The sequence below is a fragment of the Arthrobacter sp. Bi26 genome (assembly GCF_918697925.1).
Classification (GTDB): domain Bacteria; phylum Actinomycetota; class Actinomycetes; order Actinomycetales; family Micrococcaceae; genus Arthrobacter.
In genome coordinates this window covers 19,442-34,029 of sequence record NZ_CAKKMF010000058.1, presented here as the reverse complement: position 1 = coordinate 34,029, position 14,588 = coordinate 19,442, and the positions used below count along the sequence as shown (strand labels likewise).

Below are 14,588 nucleotides of genomic sequence, written 5' to 3'. Positions count from 1 at the left end.
GGCGTGAACGCCGCCTACACCGGTCGCCCCCGTCGGTGTAGGGCCGATCGACCCGGAAGGCCCGTTGCCCCGGCTGTTAGCTTGGTAGTGCTGAGTCGCCCGCCACCGACGGGTTGCACCGGTCGCACCGGAAGGGATCCACCATGCTCTCAGACACCTCACTTCCTGTCATCCAGGCAACGCTTCCCGTAGTCGGCGAGCACATCGAGGAGATCGCCAAGCGCTTCTACAAACATATGTTCGAGGCACGGCCGGACCTCCTGGACGGCCTGTTCAACAGGGGAAACCAGGCGGACGGCCGCCAGCAGCAGGCACTCGCCGGATCCATCGCGGCATTCGCCACCATGCTCGTGGAGAAACCGGATCAGGTGCCGGACCATCTGCTCTCCCGGGTGGCCCACAAACACGTCTCGCTGGGCCTGAGCCCGGACCAGTACCAGGTTGTCCACGACCACCTCATGTGGGCGATCGTGGATGTCCTGGGGGATGCCGTCACCCCCGAGGTCGCCGCCGCCTGGGACGAGGTCTACTGGCTGCTGGCGAACCTGCTCATCAACAAGGAGCGCGGGCTGTACAACGCCGTGCACCTCTCCCCCGAAACCATCTGGCGGACATGGCGGGTGGTGCAGCGGATCCAGGAGACAGACGACGTCGTCTCGTTCGTCGTCGAACGTACCGACGAGCGCGACGTCAAGCCTTCCCTGCCGGGGCAGTACGTGACGATCAAGATGCAAATGCACGACGGCGTCCACCAGCCCAGGCAGTACAGCCTGACCAAGGCCGACGACGGCCAGCACCGGCAGTTCGCGGTGAAGCGGGTCCAAGGACTCGGGACCCCCGACGGCGAGATGTCCAATCTGCTGCACAATGAGGTCCGGGTGGGCGACGAGGTGGAGCTCTCGGCACCCTTCGGCGATGTGGTGCTGGAGTACACGGACCGGCCCCTGGTCCTGGCCAGCGCGGGGATCGGGATCACCCCGATGGCCGGAATGCTGTCGCACCTCGTCAAGTCCGGTTCCCAGCGGCAGGTGATAATGCTGCATGCCGACGACAGCGAGGCGTCCTTCCCACTTCGGGGGCAGGTCACGGAGGATCTGGCTGCCTTGCCGGACGGGACGTTGAGGACGTGGTTCCTGAATCCCACTGTCGGCGGAAGTGACTCCGGATCCGAGTTCTCCGGCTTCATGGACGTCGGAGCGGTGGAACTCCCCGACGACGCCGAGTACTACCTCTGCGGTCCCCTGCCGTTCCTGAAGTCGGTTCGCAGCGCCTTGATTGCTGGTGGTGTACCGGCCAAGGACATTCAATACGAGGTTTTCGGCCCGGATCTCTGGCTGGCTGATTTCCAGTAGCCGCGGCTCGCTGTTCGGCCCCGAACTCGCGGGGTCGCCCAAAAGCTGCGGGGTCGCCGTAACCGTACGGCGACCCCGCAGCTTTGCAGCGAGCCGGGCCTGGAGTCCGCCGCTAGCGGCCCGCCCGGCGCCGGCCGAACGCCACGAAGGCCGCGCCGAGCAGCAGGGCCCCGGCGCCGAGTCCTGCGGCGGGCAGGAGCCCGCCGGCACCCGTGCTGGCCAACTGGCCCGCATCGCCTGCCGCCGTGCCGTCTGGTGCCGCACCGTCCGGTGCTTCGCCGCCCACAATGACGGAAGTGTCCGACGGCGGGACGGGCGCCTGCGCCGGGTTGGCCGGCTCGGCGGGAGCTCCGGCCGGGTTGACCGGCTGCTGCGGGACTGTCGGTTGGCTGGGCGTTGCCGGCGGGCTGTTTGCCGGGGTCTCGTCCGGGGTACCCGCGGAAACAGGTGCGGCGTCGACGGTGAACGCCACGGCGGCCGGAAGCGAAGCGACACCGTCAATGGCCTGCGTAACCGTCAGCGTGTGCGCTCCAGTGGCCAGTCCGGCGGGGAACGGGACACTCCAGCGGGCGCCGCCGGCCAGGTCCTGCGGAATCCGCTGCTGCAGCGCGGCCCGCGCCCCCGCACCGCCGGAACCGCCGGCACCAGCATTGCCAGCACCGGCCAGGACTGATCCAATGGCCACCCCATCCACCGCCGCGGTCACGTCGGCACCGTCAATGGCGGTGCCCGAGATGCCGGCGGGCAGGGCATCCTGGCGCAGGCGTTTGCCGTCCCGGAGGTTCGACACCGCCGGAACCGGCGGAATGACAGAGTAGGCGCGGGTCACCGAGGGGCTGTCCGCCTGCCCGGGGGCCGTGAGCACCGCCGTGACCGAAATTTTTCCGAAGACCGGCTGATCGGCCACCTTGATGCTCCAGCGGCCGTCTGCGGCGACCAGTCCGGTCCCAGTAAAGTCGCCGGAGAGCCGCACCGTGCGGCCGGCTTCGCCGGTGCCCTCGATTGTTTCGATGGCGGTGAGCGCCGGGCCGTCCACCGGAGAGGTGATGGCCGGAGCCGCGAGGCGGGATACGTCGACGGACAGCGAGACTGCCCCGGAGCGGCTGAATTCGTTCACAGTTTCAGCCGAGAACTTGAACTGCCCGGCCGACGACGGCGCGGGGAACTGCCAGTTTCCCGACGCGTCGATGGGCACTTCCAACGGCTGACCGTCCTTCTGGCCTGGTTTCTGGACTGGTTTCTGGCCTGGTTTCTGGTCTAGGACGGTGACGCGGACCTTGGAATTCGGCGCCACCACGGAGGCCGGACCGGCGCCCACGTGCCCCGTAATCGGCTCACCGGCTGTGACGGTTCCGTTGGCGGCCGCCGCTAGCGTTGGCTTGGCCAGGAACAGCTGCAGCTGGACACCGCCGGGAACCCGGCCCGCTGCGTCCTCGAGCGTGGTCGCGATGGCCCGCGTCTGTACGCCGCCCTCGCTTTCCGCCCCGGTGTGCATGCCGACGGCGAAGTTCCCGCTGATCCACGGTCCGCCGGAGTCCCCGGGGCGGGACTTGACCGTGCTGGAGTCGAAGCCGTTCAGCGCCCGGAGATCGTTGTCAAAGTCCGGCGGCAAGGAGTTCGGTCCGGCGATGACCCAGGTGCCCACTGAGTCCACGGTCCCGCACGACCAGCCGAGGCTCCGGCCGGACCGGCACACGGGCTGACCCTGGAACGGCGCCACGGTTCCCACGATCTTCACGGACGACGGCCCCGGATCGGCGGGGTTGTCCCACCGCGTGACGGCCGGCTGGAGGTCCAAGCTGCTCCGGATACCCCGGAGGACGGCGATGTCCGTGCCGACGTTGGTGCCGTCCGCAGCCACTATGGAATTGTCCGGACCGCCGAACTGGCTGAACCCGAAGGTCCCCAGGGTCCCGGCGGCCGCGCCCGAACCGGCCCCGCCGGCCGCCGGCGCCCCCGCGGGATCTTCAACCTGGGCCTGCTTCGCGGCACCGTCAGCGGCGCAGTGCCCGGCGGTCAGGACCAAGGGCTCGCCCGCGGGGCTGAAGGCCCCGAATCCGGCCGAACACAGGGTGCGGCCGTCAATGATGTACCCCTGGCCGCCAAAGAAGTCCTCTTCCGTGGCGATCCGCGATCCTTGTTCCAGTGCCACGTTGGCGTAGCGGGCCACGAAATCCGCCGCGGACATCTTCGGCTTCGTGCCCGGCGCTGTCGCTGGCTGCGCATCCCCGCCGGAGGCGGGAGCGGCGCCGGAGGCGGGAGCGGCGCCGGAGGCGGGAATGGACTGCGCCGTGTTGGTGCCGCCGGTGCGGATGACGAAGTGGCCGTTGGTGTAGGTGACGGCCTGCAGCCCTGCGGCCCCGACCTCGCTGACGTAGGCCTCGAACAGTTGCTGGGTGCTGGAGGCAAGGAGCTCCGCGGCCGAGGGGACAACGGCGGCGGCAGGGGCGGCAAGCACGAACGTGGCCGTGCCGGACTGGTTCAGCTCGGCCACGCGGGCCCGGAGCTCGGGGCCGCTGCCTTCAACCGCGATCTTGCCGCCGGCGAGGCTGATCCCCACATAGCCGGGGAGGGCCCGCAGGGAGGGAGCGGCGTCGGCGGCCCGCCGGGCCAGCGCACCGGCGGCATCAAACTCCGCAAGGGTCATGCCAAGGTCCCGCTGCACGGCTTCGGCGAGGCCGGCGTCGCTGATGCGCGTCGCGGCGGCGGCCGTGGCTGTCGCGCCAGCCGCCGCCGTCGTATCAACCGGCGCTGCCGGGCCGGCGGTTGCCGACGGCGGGGCTGTCGGTGCGTCCGACGGCGAGACTGTCGGCGACGCTGTCGGTGCGGGTTCCGTCCCTCCTGTTACGGCGAGGGCAGGAACGGCGTAGAACGATCCCGCAAGCGCGATGGCGGCAGCCGCCACCGCCCGCACTGTCAGCTGGTACGTCGGAGTCTTCACCCGGTTACTCTAGCGCCCCAATTTGGCCAGAATGGCAGTCAGCTCCCGGTCCGTTATGCCATTGTGGCGTAAGAAATCACCGGTCTTCACGTGGCGCACGAACCGCAAGAGGCTTTCCGACCGCGTTTGGAGCAGCGGAGCCAGAACTTCCTCGGGCAGATACCGTTCGTGGGGATGCGGGACAGCCGCCTGCCTGAGGTGCTCATTGATGCCCCGCATGGAGCGCTGGTAGCCGCGCACAATGGCCTCGTCGCTGTCGCCGGCGAGGTCCTGGAGCATGGCGGCGATCATGCCGCTCCGGTCCCGCCCGGCAGAGCAGTGGATGACCACGCCGCCCTCCGCGGCCGCCACTGCCTTAAAGACGCCGGCCAGCAGGTGCGGGAACAGCCTGGCGTTGTCGCCATAACAGACAGGGTCGTTCAGGTAGGGCACACAGAGCTCGCGGAACTCGCTGTTGCCCGGGTCTTCGGTGGGGGCCAGCACGACGTCGAAACCGGCCAAGGCTGCCCCCGTCACCGGCGGGTCGGTCTCCCGGCGCCGGATTTCCGCTTCGTTGCGGAGATCGACGACTGTCCGGATGCCGCCGTCGTACACCTGCCGCCAGCCGGCCTCGGTCAGCCACTCGCGGCGTCCCATCCGGAACACGCTGCCGGCGACGTGCCAGGCGTTAACCGCTCCGTCCCACGCCATCGCTCCGGGCACGGCCGTCCCCCTGGCATGGCCTCCGGGCGCGGCAGGAATCGTCATCCAGAAAGCTAAACACACGCACCGGTGCCGATCCACGGGAGGATTCACAAAAGTTATACACAACGGGACGATTGCCATGGTGCGGGTCGACGCTTCCGCATAGGGTGGCGGTGTGCCCGGTGGCCGCCGGGCACACTTCAGCTCGCCTGCAGCCGGGACTGAGACCTCTTCGCGGCACGCTTTCACGGCACGGGCGCTGAAACCAGCGTGCAACCGAGGAGAACACCATGGGAACTCTGAAACTTCGACGCCGGCGAACGGCTCTTGCGGCCGGTCTCGCCACCCTGGCAGTGGCGGCCAGTTTGGCGGCGGTGCCGGCGCAGGCCGTGGACAAGGCCAACTACATCGCGCTGGGAGACTCCTACGCCGCCGGGCTGGGGGCGGGGCCGTACCTGGATGACTGCTACCGCAGCGAGAACACCTATTCCGAACTCGCTGCCCACAAGAAATCCATCAAACTGGTCGCGAACGCGGCCTGCAGCGGCAAGACGACCCAAGACGTCGTGAACACCCAGCTGAGGCAGCTGAACAAGGGCACGGAACTCGTCACCATCACGGCCGGCGGCAACAACCTCCGGTTTGCGGAAATCCTCGCCTCCTGCGGCGCCGCCATGGTTAATCCCGCCGCGGGTCCGCTTTGCGACGCTGCCAGCGCCTACGCTGAGGGCCAGATCTCCAGCCATAAACTGGCCGGTGACGTGACCGCGATGATCCAGCGCGTGAAGGCTGCCGCGCCCAACGCCAAGGTTGTGGTGACGGGCTACCCGTACCTCTACGATCCGGTCGCCCCCGGTCAGGCTGATCCGATGTCCCTGTTCATCTACAAGGCCACACTCCTGGCTGACGGCTTGAACGGCTCCATCGCCGCCGCCGCCCGGGCCACCGGAGCGGAGTACGTCGATGTCCGGGCCGCTTTCGCCGGTCACGGCGTGAACTCAGCAGCCCCGTGGATCAATCTCGACCGTTCGGCCCTGGCCAGTCCCGAAAACTTCCACCCGAATGCCCGGGGCTACGAGGCGTACTTCGCTTCGCTTAATGGGGCCAAGGCCTACTCGGCACCCTGACGCCGCTTGGCCAGCCTGGACTCAAGGGCGTTCCGGACCATCGGCCACTCGTGTTCCAGGATGGAAAACACAACTGTGTCCCGCAGCGCCCCGTCAGTGCTGCGCGTGTGGCTGCGGAGCACACCGTCCTGCTTGGCGCCCAGCCGCGCGATCGCCTCACGGGACTGGTGGTTGAGCCAGTGCGTCCGGAACTCGACGGCGGGGCAGCCCAGCGTCTCGAAGGCGTGCCGCAGCAGCAGCAACTTGGAGTCCGGGTTGGTGCCGCTGCCATGTGCTGACGCCGCGTTCCAGGTGGAGCCGATCTCCACCCGGGGCGTTGCGGCGTCGATGTTCATGTAGGTAGTCATGCCGATCACCCTGCCCGGTGTGCCCGTGGCGGGGTCGAGCAGCCGCGTGGTGAAGGGCAGCATGTCGCCGCTGTCCTGCAGGGCCAGGCGCCGCTCAATCTCGGCGGCCATGTGTTGCGGCGCGGGCACACTGGTGTACCAGAGGTGCCACAGCTCGCCGTCGTGGGCCGCCTCGACGAGGCCGTCGTGGTGGTCCGGGCTCAGCGGTTCAAGGACGACATATTTGCCGGTCAGGGTGATGGGGGCGATCGCGGGGCGGTCCAGGGAAGTCACCGCACCATCCTAGGGGCACGGTCACGCGCCGGTCACTTGGTCCAGTCGAAGAAGCCCTTGCCGGACTTGCGGCCCAGTTCCCCGCGGGCGACCTTGTCCCGCAGGATCTGCGGCGGAGCGAAACGATCCCCCAGCGTGGACTGCAGGTACTCCGCGATGCCGAGGCGCACATCCAGGCCCACAATGTCGGTGGTCCGCAGCGGGCCCGTGGGGTGCTTGTAGCCGAGGACCATGGCGTTGTCGATGTCTTCGGCGGTGGCCACGCCCTCTTCCACCATCCGCATCGCTTCGAGGGCGATCGCGACGCCAAGCCGGGAGGAGGCGAATCCAGGCGCGTCGTTGACCACGACGGCGGTCTTGCCGAGCGCCTCGACCCAGCCGCGGGCGGCCTGCGCCAGGGCGTCGGAAGTCTGCTCGCCGAGGACCACCTCGATCAGCGTCGACGCCGGCACCGGGTTGAAGAAGTGCAGGCCCAGGAAGTTCTGCGGCCGCTTCAGCTCACGGGCCAGCCCGTTGACGGACAGCGACGACGTGTTTGACGCGAGGTAGGCGCCGTCGGCGAGCCGTTCCTCGATGCCGCGCAGCGCGGTGACCTTCAGGTCCCAGTCCTCCGGAACAGCCTCGACCACCAGCTGCCGGTCGGCGAAGTCGTCGTAGTCCACCGTGACCGCGAGCCGGGAAGCCATCTCGTCCAGGTTGCCATCCACGGCGCCGCGCTCGAGGCTCTTGGCAGCGGCGGACTCGACCCGCTCCCGGGCGGCCTCGGCCGAAGCCTCGTCGCGCTCGACGACCACCACATTGGCTCCCTTGATCAGGAAGGCGTGGGCGATGCCTGCGCCCATGCGGCCGCCGCCGAGAACCCCGACGGAGTGGGGAAACTTGCTGCCGGGAAGGTTACTGTCGGGGAGTACGGAGTTGCCCATGTCTATTTCTGCTTCCCGGATTCTTTGGCTGACTGCTTCTCTGTTTTCTTGACTGATTTTTTATCCAAAAAAGTCTGCATACGGTCGAACTTGGCCTGGGATTCGAAGAGGATCCCCTGCGCCAGCTGGTCAATGAGGGGATGCGCCTCGGCCGGGGCGTGGAACACGGATTTGGTGATCCGGACGGCGAGCGGGTCCTGCGAGGCGATCCGGTCGGCGAGCCCGTGGGCCGCGGCCATCAGAGCGGACGGTTCGTGGATTTCGGTGATGAGGTTGACCGCGAGGGCACGGTCTGCCCGCAGCACGGCACCGGCCAGCAGCATTTCCTTGGCGACGGGCTCCCCCACGAGTTCCTTGAGGCGCCAGCTGGCGCCGGCGGCGGCCAGGATGCCGAGTCCGGTTTCGGGATTGCCGATCCGGACGGACGGGGTGCCGATCCGGAAGTCGGCGGCGTAGGCCAGTTCGGCGCCGCCGCCGAGGCAGAAGCCGTCGAGGGCTGCGATGACGGGCATCGGCAGCTTGGCGATCCGGACGAAAATGGTGGAGTTGATGCCCTGCAGGGCATCGTCGCGGCGCCGTTCGCGCAACTGCCCGATGTCGGCGCCAGAGGCGAAAACCCCGGCGGCGCCGGCGATGATAAGGATTTTCGGGTGCTGCTCGAGATGGGCGCAGACGGCGTGGAGTTCGTCGACCATCTGCTGGTCGATCGCGTTGCGGACCTCGGGGCGGTTGAGCACCACCACCACGCGGTCCTCGCGCTCTTCGACCAGGAGCGTGCCGAAGCCAGCCGCGTCGAGGGCCAGTGCCGGGGCCGCCACTACACGCGCTCCAGCAGCATGGCCGTGCCCTGGCCGACACCGATGCACATGGTGGCGAGGCCGATCTTCGCGTTTTCGCGTTCCATCCGCCCCAGCAGCGTGATCGCGATCCGGGAACCGGACGAACCGAGCGGGTGGCCCAGGGAGATCGCGCCGCCGTCGCGGTTCACAATCTCCGGGTCAAGGCCGAGCCGGCGCATGCTGGCCAGGGACTGGGTCGCGAACGCCTCGTTCAGTTCGACGGCGCCGAGGTCCCCGACGCTGAGGCCGGAACGGGCGAGTACCTTCTCGGTGGCCGGGACCGGTCCGATGCCCATGATTTCGGGCTCGCAGCCGGCGGAGGCGCCGTCGATAATGCGTGCCCGGGGCGTGAGGCCAAGCTTCTGGATCGCGGCTTCGGAGGCCACGATGATGGCGGAGGCGCCGTCGTTGAGGGTGGAGGAGTTGCCTGCCGTGACGATCGAGCCGCCCTTGACTACCGGCCGGAGCCCGGCGAGGACGTCCATGGTGGTGCCGGCGCGGGGGCCCTCATCGGTGTCCACCACGGTCTCGCCCTTGCGGGTCTTGACGGTCACAGGGACGATTTCCTCGGCGAAGCGGCCGGCGGCGATGGCGGCCAGGGCGCGTTCGTGGGAGCGGACGGCGAAGGCGTCGGCGTCCTCCCGCGAGATGCCGTCAACCCGGCCCACCTCTTCCGCCGTCTCGGGCATGGAGTAGGTCATCTTGCCGTCCCGGGAGAGCTCTCCCTTGGTGAACTGCGGGTTGACGAAACGCCAGCCGATGGAGGTATCGAATATTTCGCCCGGTTTGGCGAAGGCGGTCCGGGGCTTTTCCTGGACCCAGGGGGCCCGGCTCATGGATTCGACTCCGCCGGCAATCACGATGTCCGCGGCGCCGGATTTGATCATGTGGCTGGCCATGATGATGGCGCTGAGCCCGGAGGCGCAGAGCCGGTTCACGGTGATGCCGGAGATGTGGAGGGGCAGCCCGGCAAGTAGGGTGGCCATGCGGGCCACGTTGCGGTTCTCTTCGCCGGCGCCGTTGGCATTGCCGAGGATTACTTCCTCGATGCTGTCCGGATCGACGCCGGCCCGGGCCACAGCCTCACGAACCACCAGTGCGGCCAGGTCATCGGGGCGGACTGCGGAGAGGGCGCCGCCGTAGCGGCCCACCGGGGTGCGGGCGCCGCCAACAAGAAAAGCCTCGACCATGAGAACATCCTTCACCAAGAAAGCGGGGCCGGCAGCAGAGTAATTTACCGACCGTTCGTTCTATAAAGATTACACGGCGGGGCAAGGGGGTCAACCGGATGCCGGCGGATTACGCGACGACGACGCCCAGATGGGCCGCGAGCAATGGGGCAAGCAGGGTGAGCTGGTAGTCGTCGACCACGAGGCCAGCCAGGCTGCCCAGGCCGCTGATCGTGCGGAAATCGGTGCCCCTGAGGTCGAAGTCCTTGAGCCGGGCCCCGGTGAAATCGAGGGTGCCGATCGTGCAGTTCTTCAAGGCGACCCGCGTGGCGGTGCAGGAGCCCAGATCCAGCTCGTTGATGATGCAGTCACTGATCTGCACGTCCGTGAGCTTGGACCCGCGCAGGTTCACATAGTCGAGTTTGCCGCCGTCGATCCGCACCGATTGCCAGCCACATTCATAGAGCTCGGCCGATCCCCAGCGGGGGTTGCTGATCTCCACATCCCGCAGACTGGTCCGGGCCGCCGTCAGCACCGGGGCGTAGACCTCGGTCAGGATGCAGTCACGGAAGGTGGCACCGCGCAGCTGCGTCTCATTGAAGGAGACCCCGGCGAATTCGCACTCGGCGAAGTCCGTGGCGCCAAGGTCCAGGCCGTCTGCCGACGCGCGGCTGTACCGGACGCCGTCGTACCGAACACCGCGCCGGAATTCCGGGGCAGGATCGTCCCGCAGCTCCCCCGGCCGGACCGGCTCGAGGCGGGGTGCGGTGACCTTGGGAGCCTTGTCCGCCGCAGCGCGCCGCACCATCACAGGGACTCGGCTTTGGCGGCGATGTCCGCCAGGTCTTTGGCCAGCGCCTTGCGGGTGATGCGCATCCCGAGCGGGCCGAACACGGTGAGCATAATCTTGCTGAACCGGGTTGGTTTGATGACTTCGGCGCCGAAGGTCAGCGTGAGGTCCGTTCCGCCGTCGCGCTCCGCCAGTGCGAACCTGGAGGTGTAGTCGGCGCCGCCCTGGAGGGCTTTCACCGTGGTGCTGCCGCCCCGGCCGGTCGACGGCGCCTCGGACTGGGAAACCCACATCTCCACCGTTTCCGAGCGCCCCATCATGGTGCGGGTTTCCTTCCAGCGTGTGCCCACGGCATAAGGTCCGTCAGTGAGCATCTGGATCGAATCGACGCCGGACAGGGTCGCGGCAGATCCTGGAATGTCCGACACCACCGCCCACACCGAGTCCGCCGGAGCATTGATGTGCTGCGTGAGAGAGGTCTTGTGGTCCATGACCTCGAGCCTAGCCCGCGGGCCGGGGGAATTTCACCCTTGCGCCAACCGCCCAGGCCGCGGCCGGCGTCGACGCACCGCAGGATCATCCCGGGAGACCCTTGAATTAGTAAGCATGCTTTGTGTTATGGTGATTGGACAGTGAATTTCAACCGGAAACGAAAGGTGGCCAACACCATGGGCGTCGGAGACAAGATTCAGAACGAAGCAGAGCACCTCGGCGGCAAGGCCAAGGAAGCTGCTGGCAATGCCACTGACAACGACCAGCTTCGAGCCGAGGGCCAGCGGGACCAGGTTGTAGCCGATGCGAAGAAGGTCGGCGAAAACGTCAAGGACACCTTCAAGAAGGACTAGTCCTTAAAAAGTTTGCGGCGCCGGATTTTCCTTTGGGGGATGTCCGGCGCTGCTTTTTTGTGCCCGTTTGCGAGAATGGCCCCACACAGCCGATAAAGGGGACACCATGGCACGCACCCAAGCAGACCACGGCCAGAGCGTCAGCCGGAATCTCAGCAACGTCGACTTGAGCCGGGCCAGCGCTGCCGCCGGCGGTTCGCCGGTGCTGCGCGGCTACCTGGCGACGCCGGAGGGCGACGGGCCTTTTCCTGCCGTCCTGATGGTCCACGAAGCGTTGGGCCTGGACGACATTACCGTCCGCCACGCCAACCGCATGGCGGCCGCCGGTTACCTGACGCTGGCGGTTGACCTCTTCAGCGACGGCGGCGCCCGCCGCTGTCTCGTGGCCACCATGCGTGCGTTGGCTGCGGGCGAGGGCCGGGCCTTCACCGATCTGGCCACCGCCCGGGACTGGCTCCGGGAATCCGGCCGGACCACGGGCAAGATCGGCGTGATCGGGTTCTGCATGGGCGGCGGCTTTGCCCTGCTCCTGGCCAATGACGGCTTCGACGCCGCAGCCGTCAACTACGGCCGGCTCCCCAAGAACCCGGAGGAGGCCCTCGCCGGGGCCTGCCCGATCGTGGCCAACTTCGGCGGCAAGGACCGCACCCTGCGTGGTGGGGCCGCGAAACTCGAGTCCGTGCTCGACCGCCTGGGTGTGGCCCACGACGTCAAGGAATTCCCGCACGCCGGGCACGCCTTCCTCAACGATGTGGAGACCGGGCCGAGGCCGCTGCGACCACTGTTCCGGGTCATGGGCATCGGCCCCGACCCGGAATCGGCCCCCGAAGCCTGGCAGCGGATCGAGGACCACTTCGCCCAGCACCTGAGGCCCTGAGCCGTGCGAACACGCCGACTCAGGGACAATTGAGCCCCAGGATTGCCGCCACGTCGCGGGACCCAGTCCCGGGCTGAGCGCTCCAGCAATTCGCTACGGATCCGGGCCGGCGACGAGCAAACGGCCCGGCGCTGCTGGTATACCCGTAGCGCCGGGCCATTGTCGTGTCACGGAACGTTTTCCGTAGCGGAACCGGGCCGGTGTGTGGCGGGATGTCCGCGTTCGTCCCTGCTTCCGCGTGACGACGCTCCATCCCAGTTGCTCGGTGCCGGACCCCGCATCACCTCTACGCACCACCGGGATTTCGCGGGTACGCAGAGGTGCGGTCAGCAGCAACTGGGCGGGAGCGTCACTGCGCCATCGGAAGGGTGCCCGTGGGCCGGCGCTTAGCCCGCGTGGTTCTGGAATTCACGGGCGCGGTTGCCTGCCCGCAGGAGGGGCGCGAAGAACGCGGCGAGCTCCGCCGTCGCTGTCAACGGCAGGACGTTCGCCACATACTGGTCAGGCCGCACCACCACCACCGCGCCGCCGCGGTCGATGCCGCGCAGCTCGAAGATGTCCGCCGTCGGATCCGTGGCGTAGACCTTCTCGAGGTAGGTGAGCTGGAACGGGCCCACCTGCGGCTTGAACGCCGCCGGCACGGCGCCGATGTCGAGGTTCGTGTGGTCCTGCTGGTAGATCACGTTCACGTCGAACCAAGCATCACGGTCGGCCCCCTCGGGGGTGGCGGCGAGGGGCGAGTCCGGCGAGTTCGCGATCCAGTCGGCGAACTCGGCGACGGGCGACGCCGCGCCCTGCTCGCCCGCGCCCTGCTGGCCCGTTTGCGGCGCTGCCGCGTCCGCGAAGACGTAGATGCGCCACCGACCGTCCGCCTTCGCCTGGTGGCCGAGGTGCACCGGGTTTGTGTCGCAGACCCGCACGACGGGCGCGGACTTGAAACGCTTGCCGATGGTGAACCCGGCGGCCAGGTCCTGGTGCGCCGGCCCGCCGATGAGCATGGAGGGTGCGTACTGGGTCATGAAGCCTGCCGGGAATTCGGCGGTGCTGACATAAAAGTCCTCGAGCTCGGAGGGGCTTTCGAACTCCTCGGGCTTCTTCGCCATCAGCGTCGACCACTCCTTGTCGAAGTCGATGAGGTTCTTCGCGATGACCTGGCGCTCGGCCGAGTACGTGGACAGCAGGGTCTCCGGGCTGCGGCCCTCGAGCACGTGTCCGAGCTTCCAGCCCAGGTTAAAACCGTCCTGCATGGAGACGTTCATGCCCTGGCCGGCCTTGGCGCTGTGCGTGTGGCACGCGTCGCCGGTGATGAACACCCGCGGCGTGCGGGTGCCCCGCTGCTCCGGCAGGACGTCGTCGAACCGGTCGGTGAGGCGGTGTCCCACCTCGTACACGCTGTGCCAGGCGACGTTGCGCACGTCGAGTGTGTACGGGTGGAGAATTTCGTTCGCCTTGGCGATGATCTGCTCGATGGTGGTGTTGCGGACCGCGCCTTTGTCGTTGGGGTCCACCTCGCCGAGGTCGACGTACATGCGGAAGAGGTGGCCGCCTTCACGGGGGATATGCAGGATGCTGCCGCCCCGGCCGGACTGGATGGCACACTTCAGCCGGATGTCGGGGAAGTCCGTGTTCGCGAGGACGTCCATGACACCCCAGGCATGGTTGGCCTGGTCGCCGGCGAGCGTGCAGCCGATCGATTCCCGCACCTTGCTCCGCGCGCCGTCCGCACCGACGACGTACTTGGCGCGGACAGTGCGTTCCTGGCCCTCGTAGGGGCCGGCCGTGTGCAGGAGGGTCACGGTGACGGGGTACTCGCCTTCACCGGTGACCTCCAGGCCGCGGAACTCCAGCCCGTAGTCCGGCGACATGCGGGTGGGCGAGTTCGCCATGAACTCGCCGAAGTAGTCCAGCACGCGGGCCTGGTTGACGATCAGGTGCGGGAACTCACTGATGCCGGCAGGGTCGTCCACGGCGCGGGCGCTGCGGTGAATGCGGGACGGGTCCGCGGGGTCCGGCTTCCAGAAGGCCATTTCGGTGATGCGGTAGGCCTCGGCGATGATCCGCTCGGCGAAACCGAAGGCCTGGAAGGTCTCGACACTCCGGGCCTGGATGCCGTCGGCCTGGCCGATGGCGAGCCTGCCGGCGCGGCGCTCCACGATCCGGGTCGTGACGCCCGGGAACTGGGAGAGTTGCGCGGCGGTGAGCATGCCCGCAGGCCCGGTGCCCACAATGAGCACGTCGACCTCGTCCGGAAGCTGCGTGGGACGGTCGATGCCGACGCCGGCGGCCGGCTGGACTCGCGGGTCACCGGATACGTAACCGTGGTGGTGGAAATGCACGGGCTTTCCTCACTTCGTTGTGTGGCGGTCTGTCGCCGTCGTGGTGTTCGATATTAGAACTTGACGTTCGATAATAGAATTTTGA

13 protein-coding genes are annotated in these 14,588 nt (G+C 68.0%); 4 read left to right on the top strand and 9 right to left on the bottom strand.

The features are described from left to right. Positions 1–143: 143 nt before the first annotated feature. Positions 144–1,352, top strand: coding sequence for a globin domain-containing protein (locus LQV16_RS15475; RefSeq protein ID WP_229994787.1), 1,209 nt, complete (start codon positions 144–146; stop codon positions 1,350–1,352). A gap of 112 nt (positions 1,353–1,464) precedes the next feature. Here LQV16_RS15475 and LQV16_RS15470 read toward each other — a convergent pair whose 3' ends face one another. Together LQV16_RS15470 and LQV16_RS15465 are read right to left on the bottom strand one after the other, a co-directional pair. After that, positions 1,465–4,293 (bottom strand): trypsin-like serine protease, encoded by a 2,829-nt coding sequence (locus tag LQV16_RS15470; RefSeq protein WP_229994786.1) that lies wholly within the window; start codon positions 4,291–4,293, stop codon positions 1,465–1,467. A gap of 9 nt (positions 4,294–4,302) precedes the next feature. Further along, positions 4,303–4,983, bottom strand: a complete 681-nt coding sequence (locus LQV16_RS15465) for a tyrosine-protein phosphatase (RefSeq protein ID WP_229994791.1) — start codon at positions 4,981–4,983, stop codon at positions 4,303–4,305. Between the two features lie 284 nt (positions 4,984–5,267). Between LQV16_RS15465 and LQV16_RS15460 the strand changes: the two genes are divergently transcribed. Then, on the top strand, positions 5,268–6,104 hold the full coding sequence (locus LQV16_RS15460; protein WP_229994785.1) for an SGNH/GDSL hydrolase family protein: 837 nt from the start codon (positions 5,268–5,270) through the stop codon (positions 6,102–6,104). Here the strand turns inward: LQV16_RS15460 and LQV16_RS15455 are convergent. From LQV16_RS15455 to LQV16_RS15430, 6 genes are all read right to left on the bottom strand, one after another. Next, positions 6,089–6,724, bottom strand: coding sequence for a GNAT family protein (locus LQV16_RS15455; RefSeq protein WP_229994784.1), 636 nt, complete (start codon positions 6,722–6,724; stop codon positions 6,089–6,091). The genes LQV16_RS15460 and LQV16_RS15455 overlap by 16 nt on opposite strands. Positions 6,725–6,756: 32 nt before the next feature. Continuing rightward, complete coding sequence (locus LQV16_RS15450) at positions 6,757–7,647, bottom strand: 3-hydroxyacyl-CoA dehydrogenase family protein (RefSeq protein WP_229994783.1); 891 nt, start codon at positions 7,645–7,647, stop codon at positions 6,757–6,759. Positions 7,648–7,649: 2 nt separating this feature from the next. Beyond that, positions 7,650–8,450 (bottom strand): enoyl-CoA hydratase/isomerase family protein, encoded by an 801-nt coding sequence (locus LQV16_RS15445; protein WP_229994790.1) that lies wholly within the window; start codon positions 8,448–8,450, stop codon positions 7,650–7,652. 14 nt (positions 8,451–8,464) lie between these two features. Continuing rightward, on the bottom strand, positions 8,465–9,676 hold the full coding sequence (locus LQV16_RS15440; protein WP_229994782.1) for an acetyl-CoA C-acyltransferase: 1,212 nt from the start codon (positions 9,674–9,676) through the stop codon (positions 8,465–8,467). Positions 9,677–9,785: 109 nt separating this feature from the next. After that, complete coding sequence (locus tag LQV16_RS15435) at positions 9,786–10,463, bottom strand: pentapeptide repeat-containing protein (protein WP_229994781.1); 678 nt, start codon at positions 10,461–10,463, stop codon at positions 9,786–9,788. After that, positions 10,463–10,936, bottom strand: coding sequence for an SRPBCC family protein (locus tag LQV16_RS15430; protein WP_229994780.1), 474 nt, complete (start codon positions 10,934–10,936; stop codon positions 10,463–10,465). The genes LQV16_RS15435 and LQV16_RS15430 overlap by 1 nt, the downstream gene beginning before the upstream one ends. Before the next feature lie 177 nt (positions 10,937–11,113). Between LQV16_RS15430 and LQV16_RS15425 the strand changes: the two genes are divergently transcribed. Further along, positions 11,114–11,290 carry a CsbD family protein gene (locus LQV16_RS15425; protein ID WP_229994789.1) on the top strand — a complete coding sequence of 59 codons (177 nt, stop codon included), beginning with the start codon at positions 11,114–11,116 and terminating at the stop codon, positions 11,288–11,290. A 106-nt stretch (positions 11,291–11,396) separates the two neighbouring features. Beyond that, positions 11,397–12,167, top strand: coding sequence for a dienelactone hydrolase family protein (locus LQV16_RS15420; protein ID WP_229994779.1), 771 nt, complete (start codon positions 11,397–11,399; stop codon positions 12,165–12,167). A gap of 386 nt (positions 12,168–12,553) precedes the next feature. Here the strand turns inward: LQV16_RS15420 and LQV16_RS15415 are convergent, their stop codons facing one another. Next, a complete protein-coding gene (locus LQV16_RS15415) occupies positions 12,554–14,503 on the bottom strand; it encodes an FAD-binding monooxygenase (RefSeq protein ID WP_229994778.1) in 1,950 nt (649 codons plus the stop codon). Positions 14,504–14,588 lie beyond the last annotated feature (85 nt).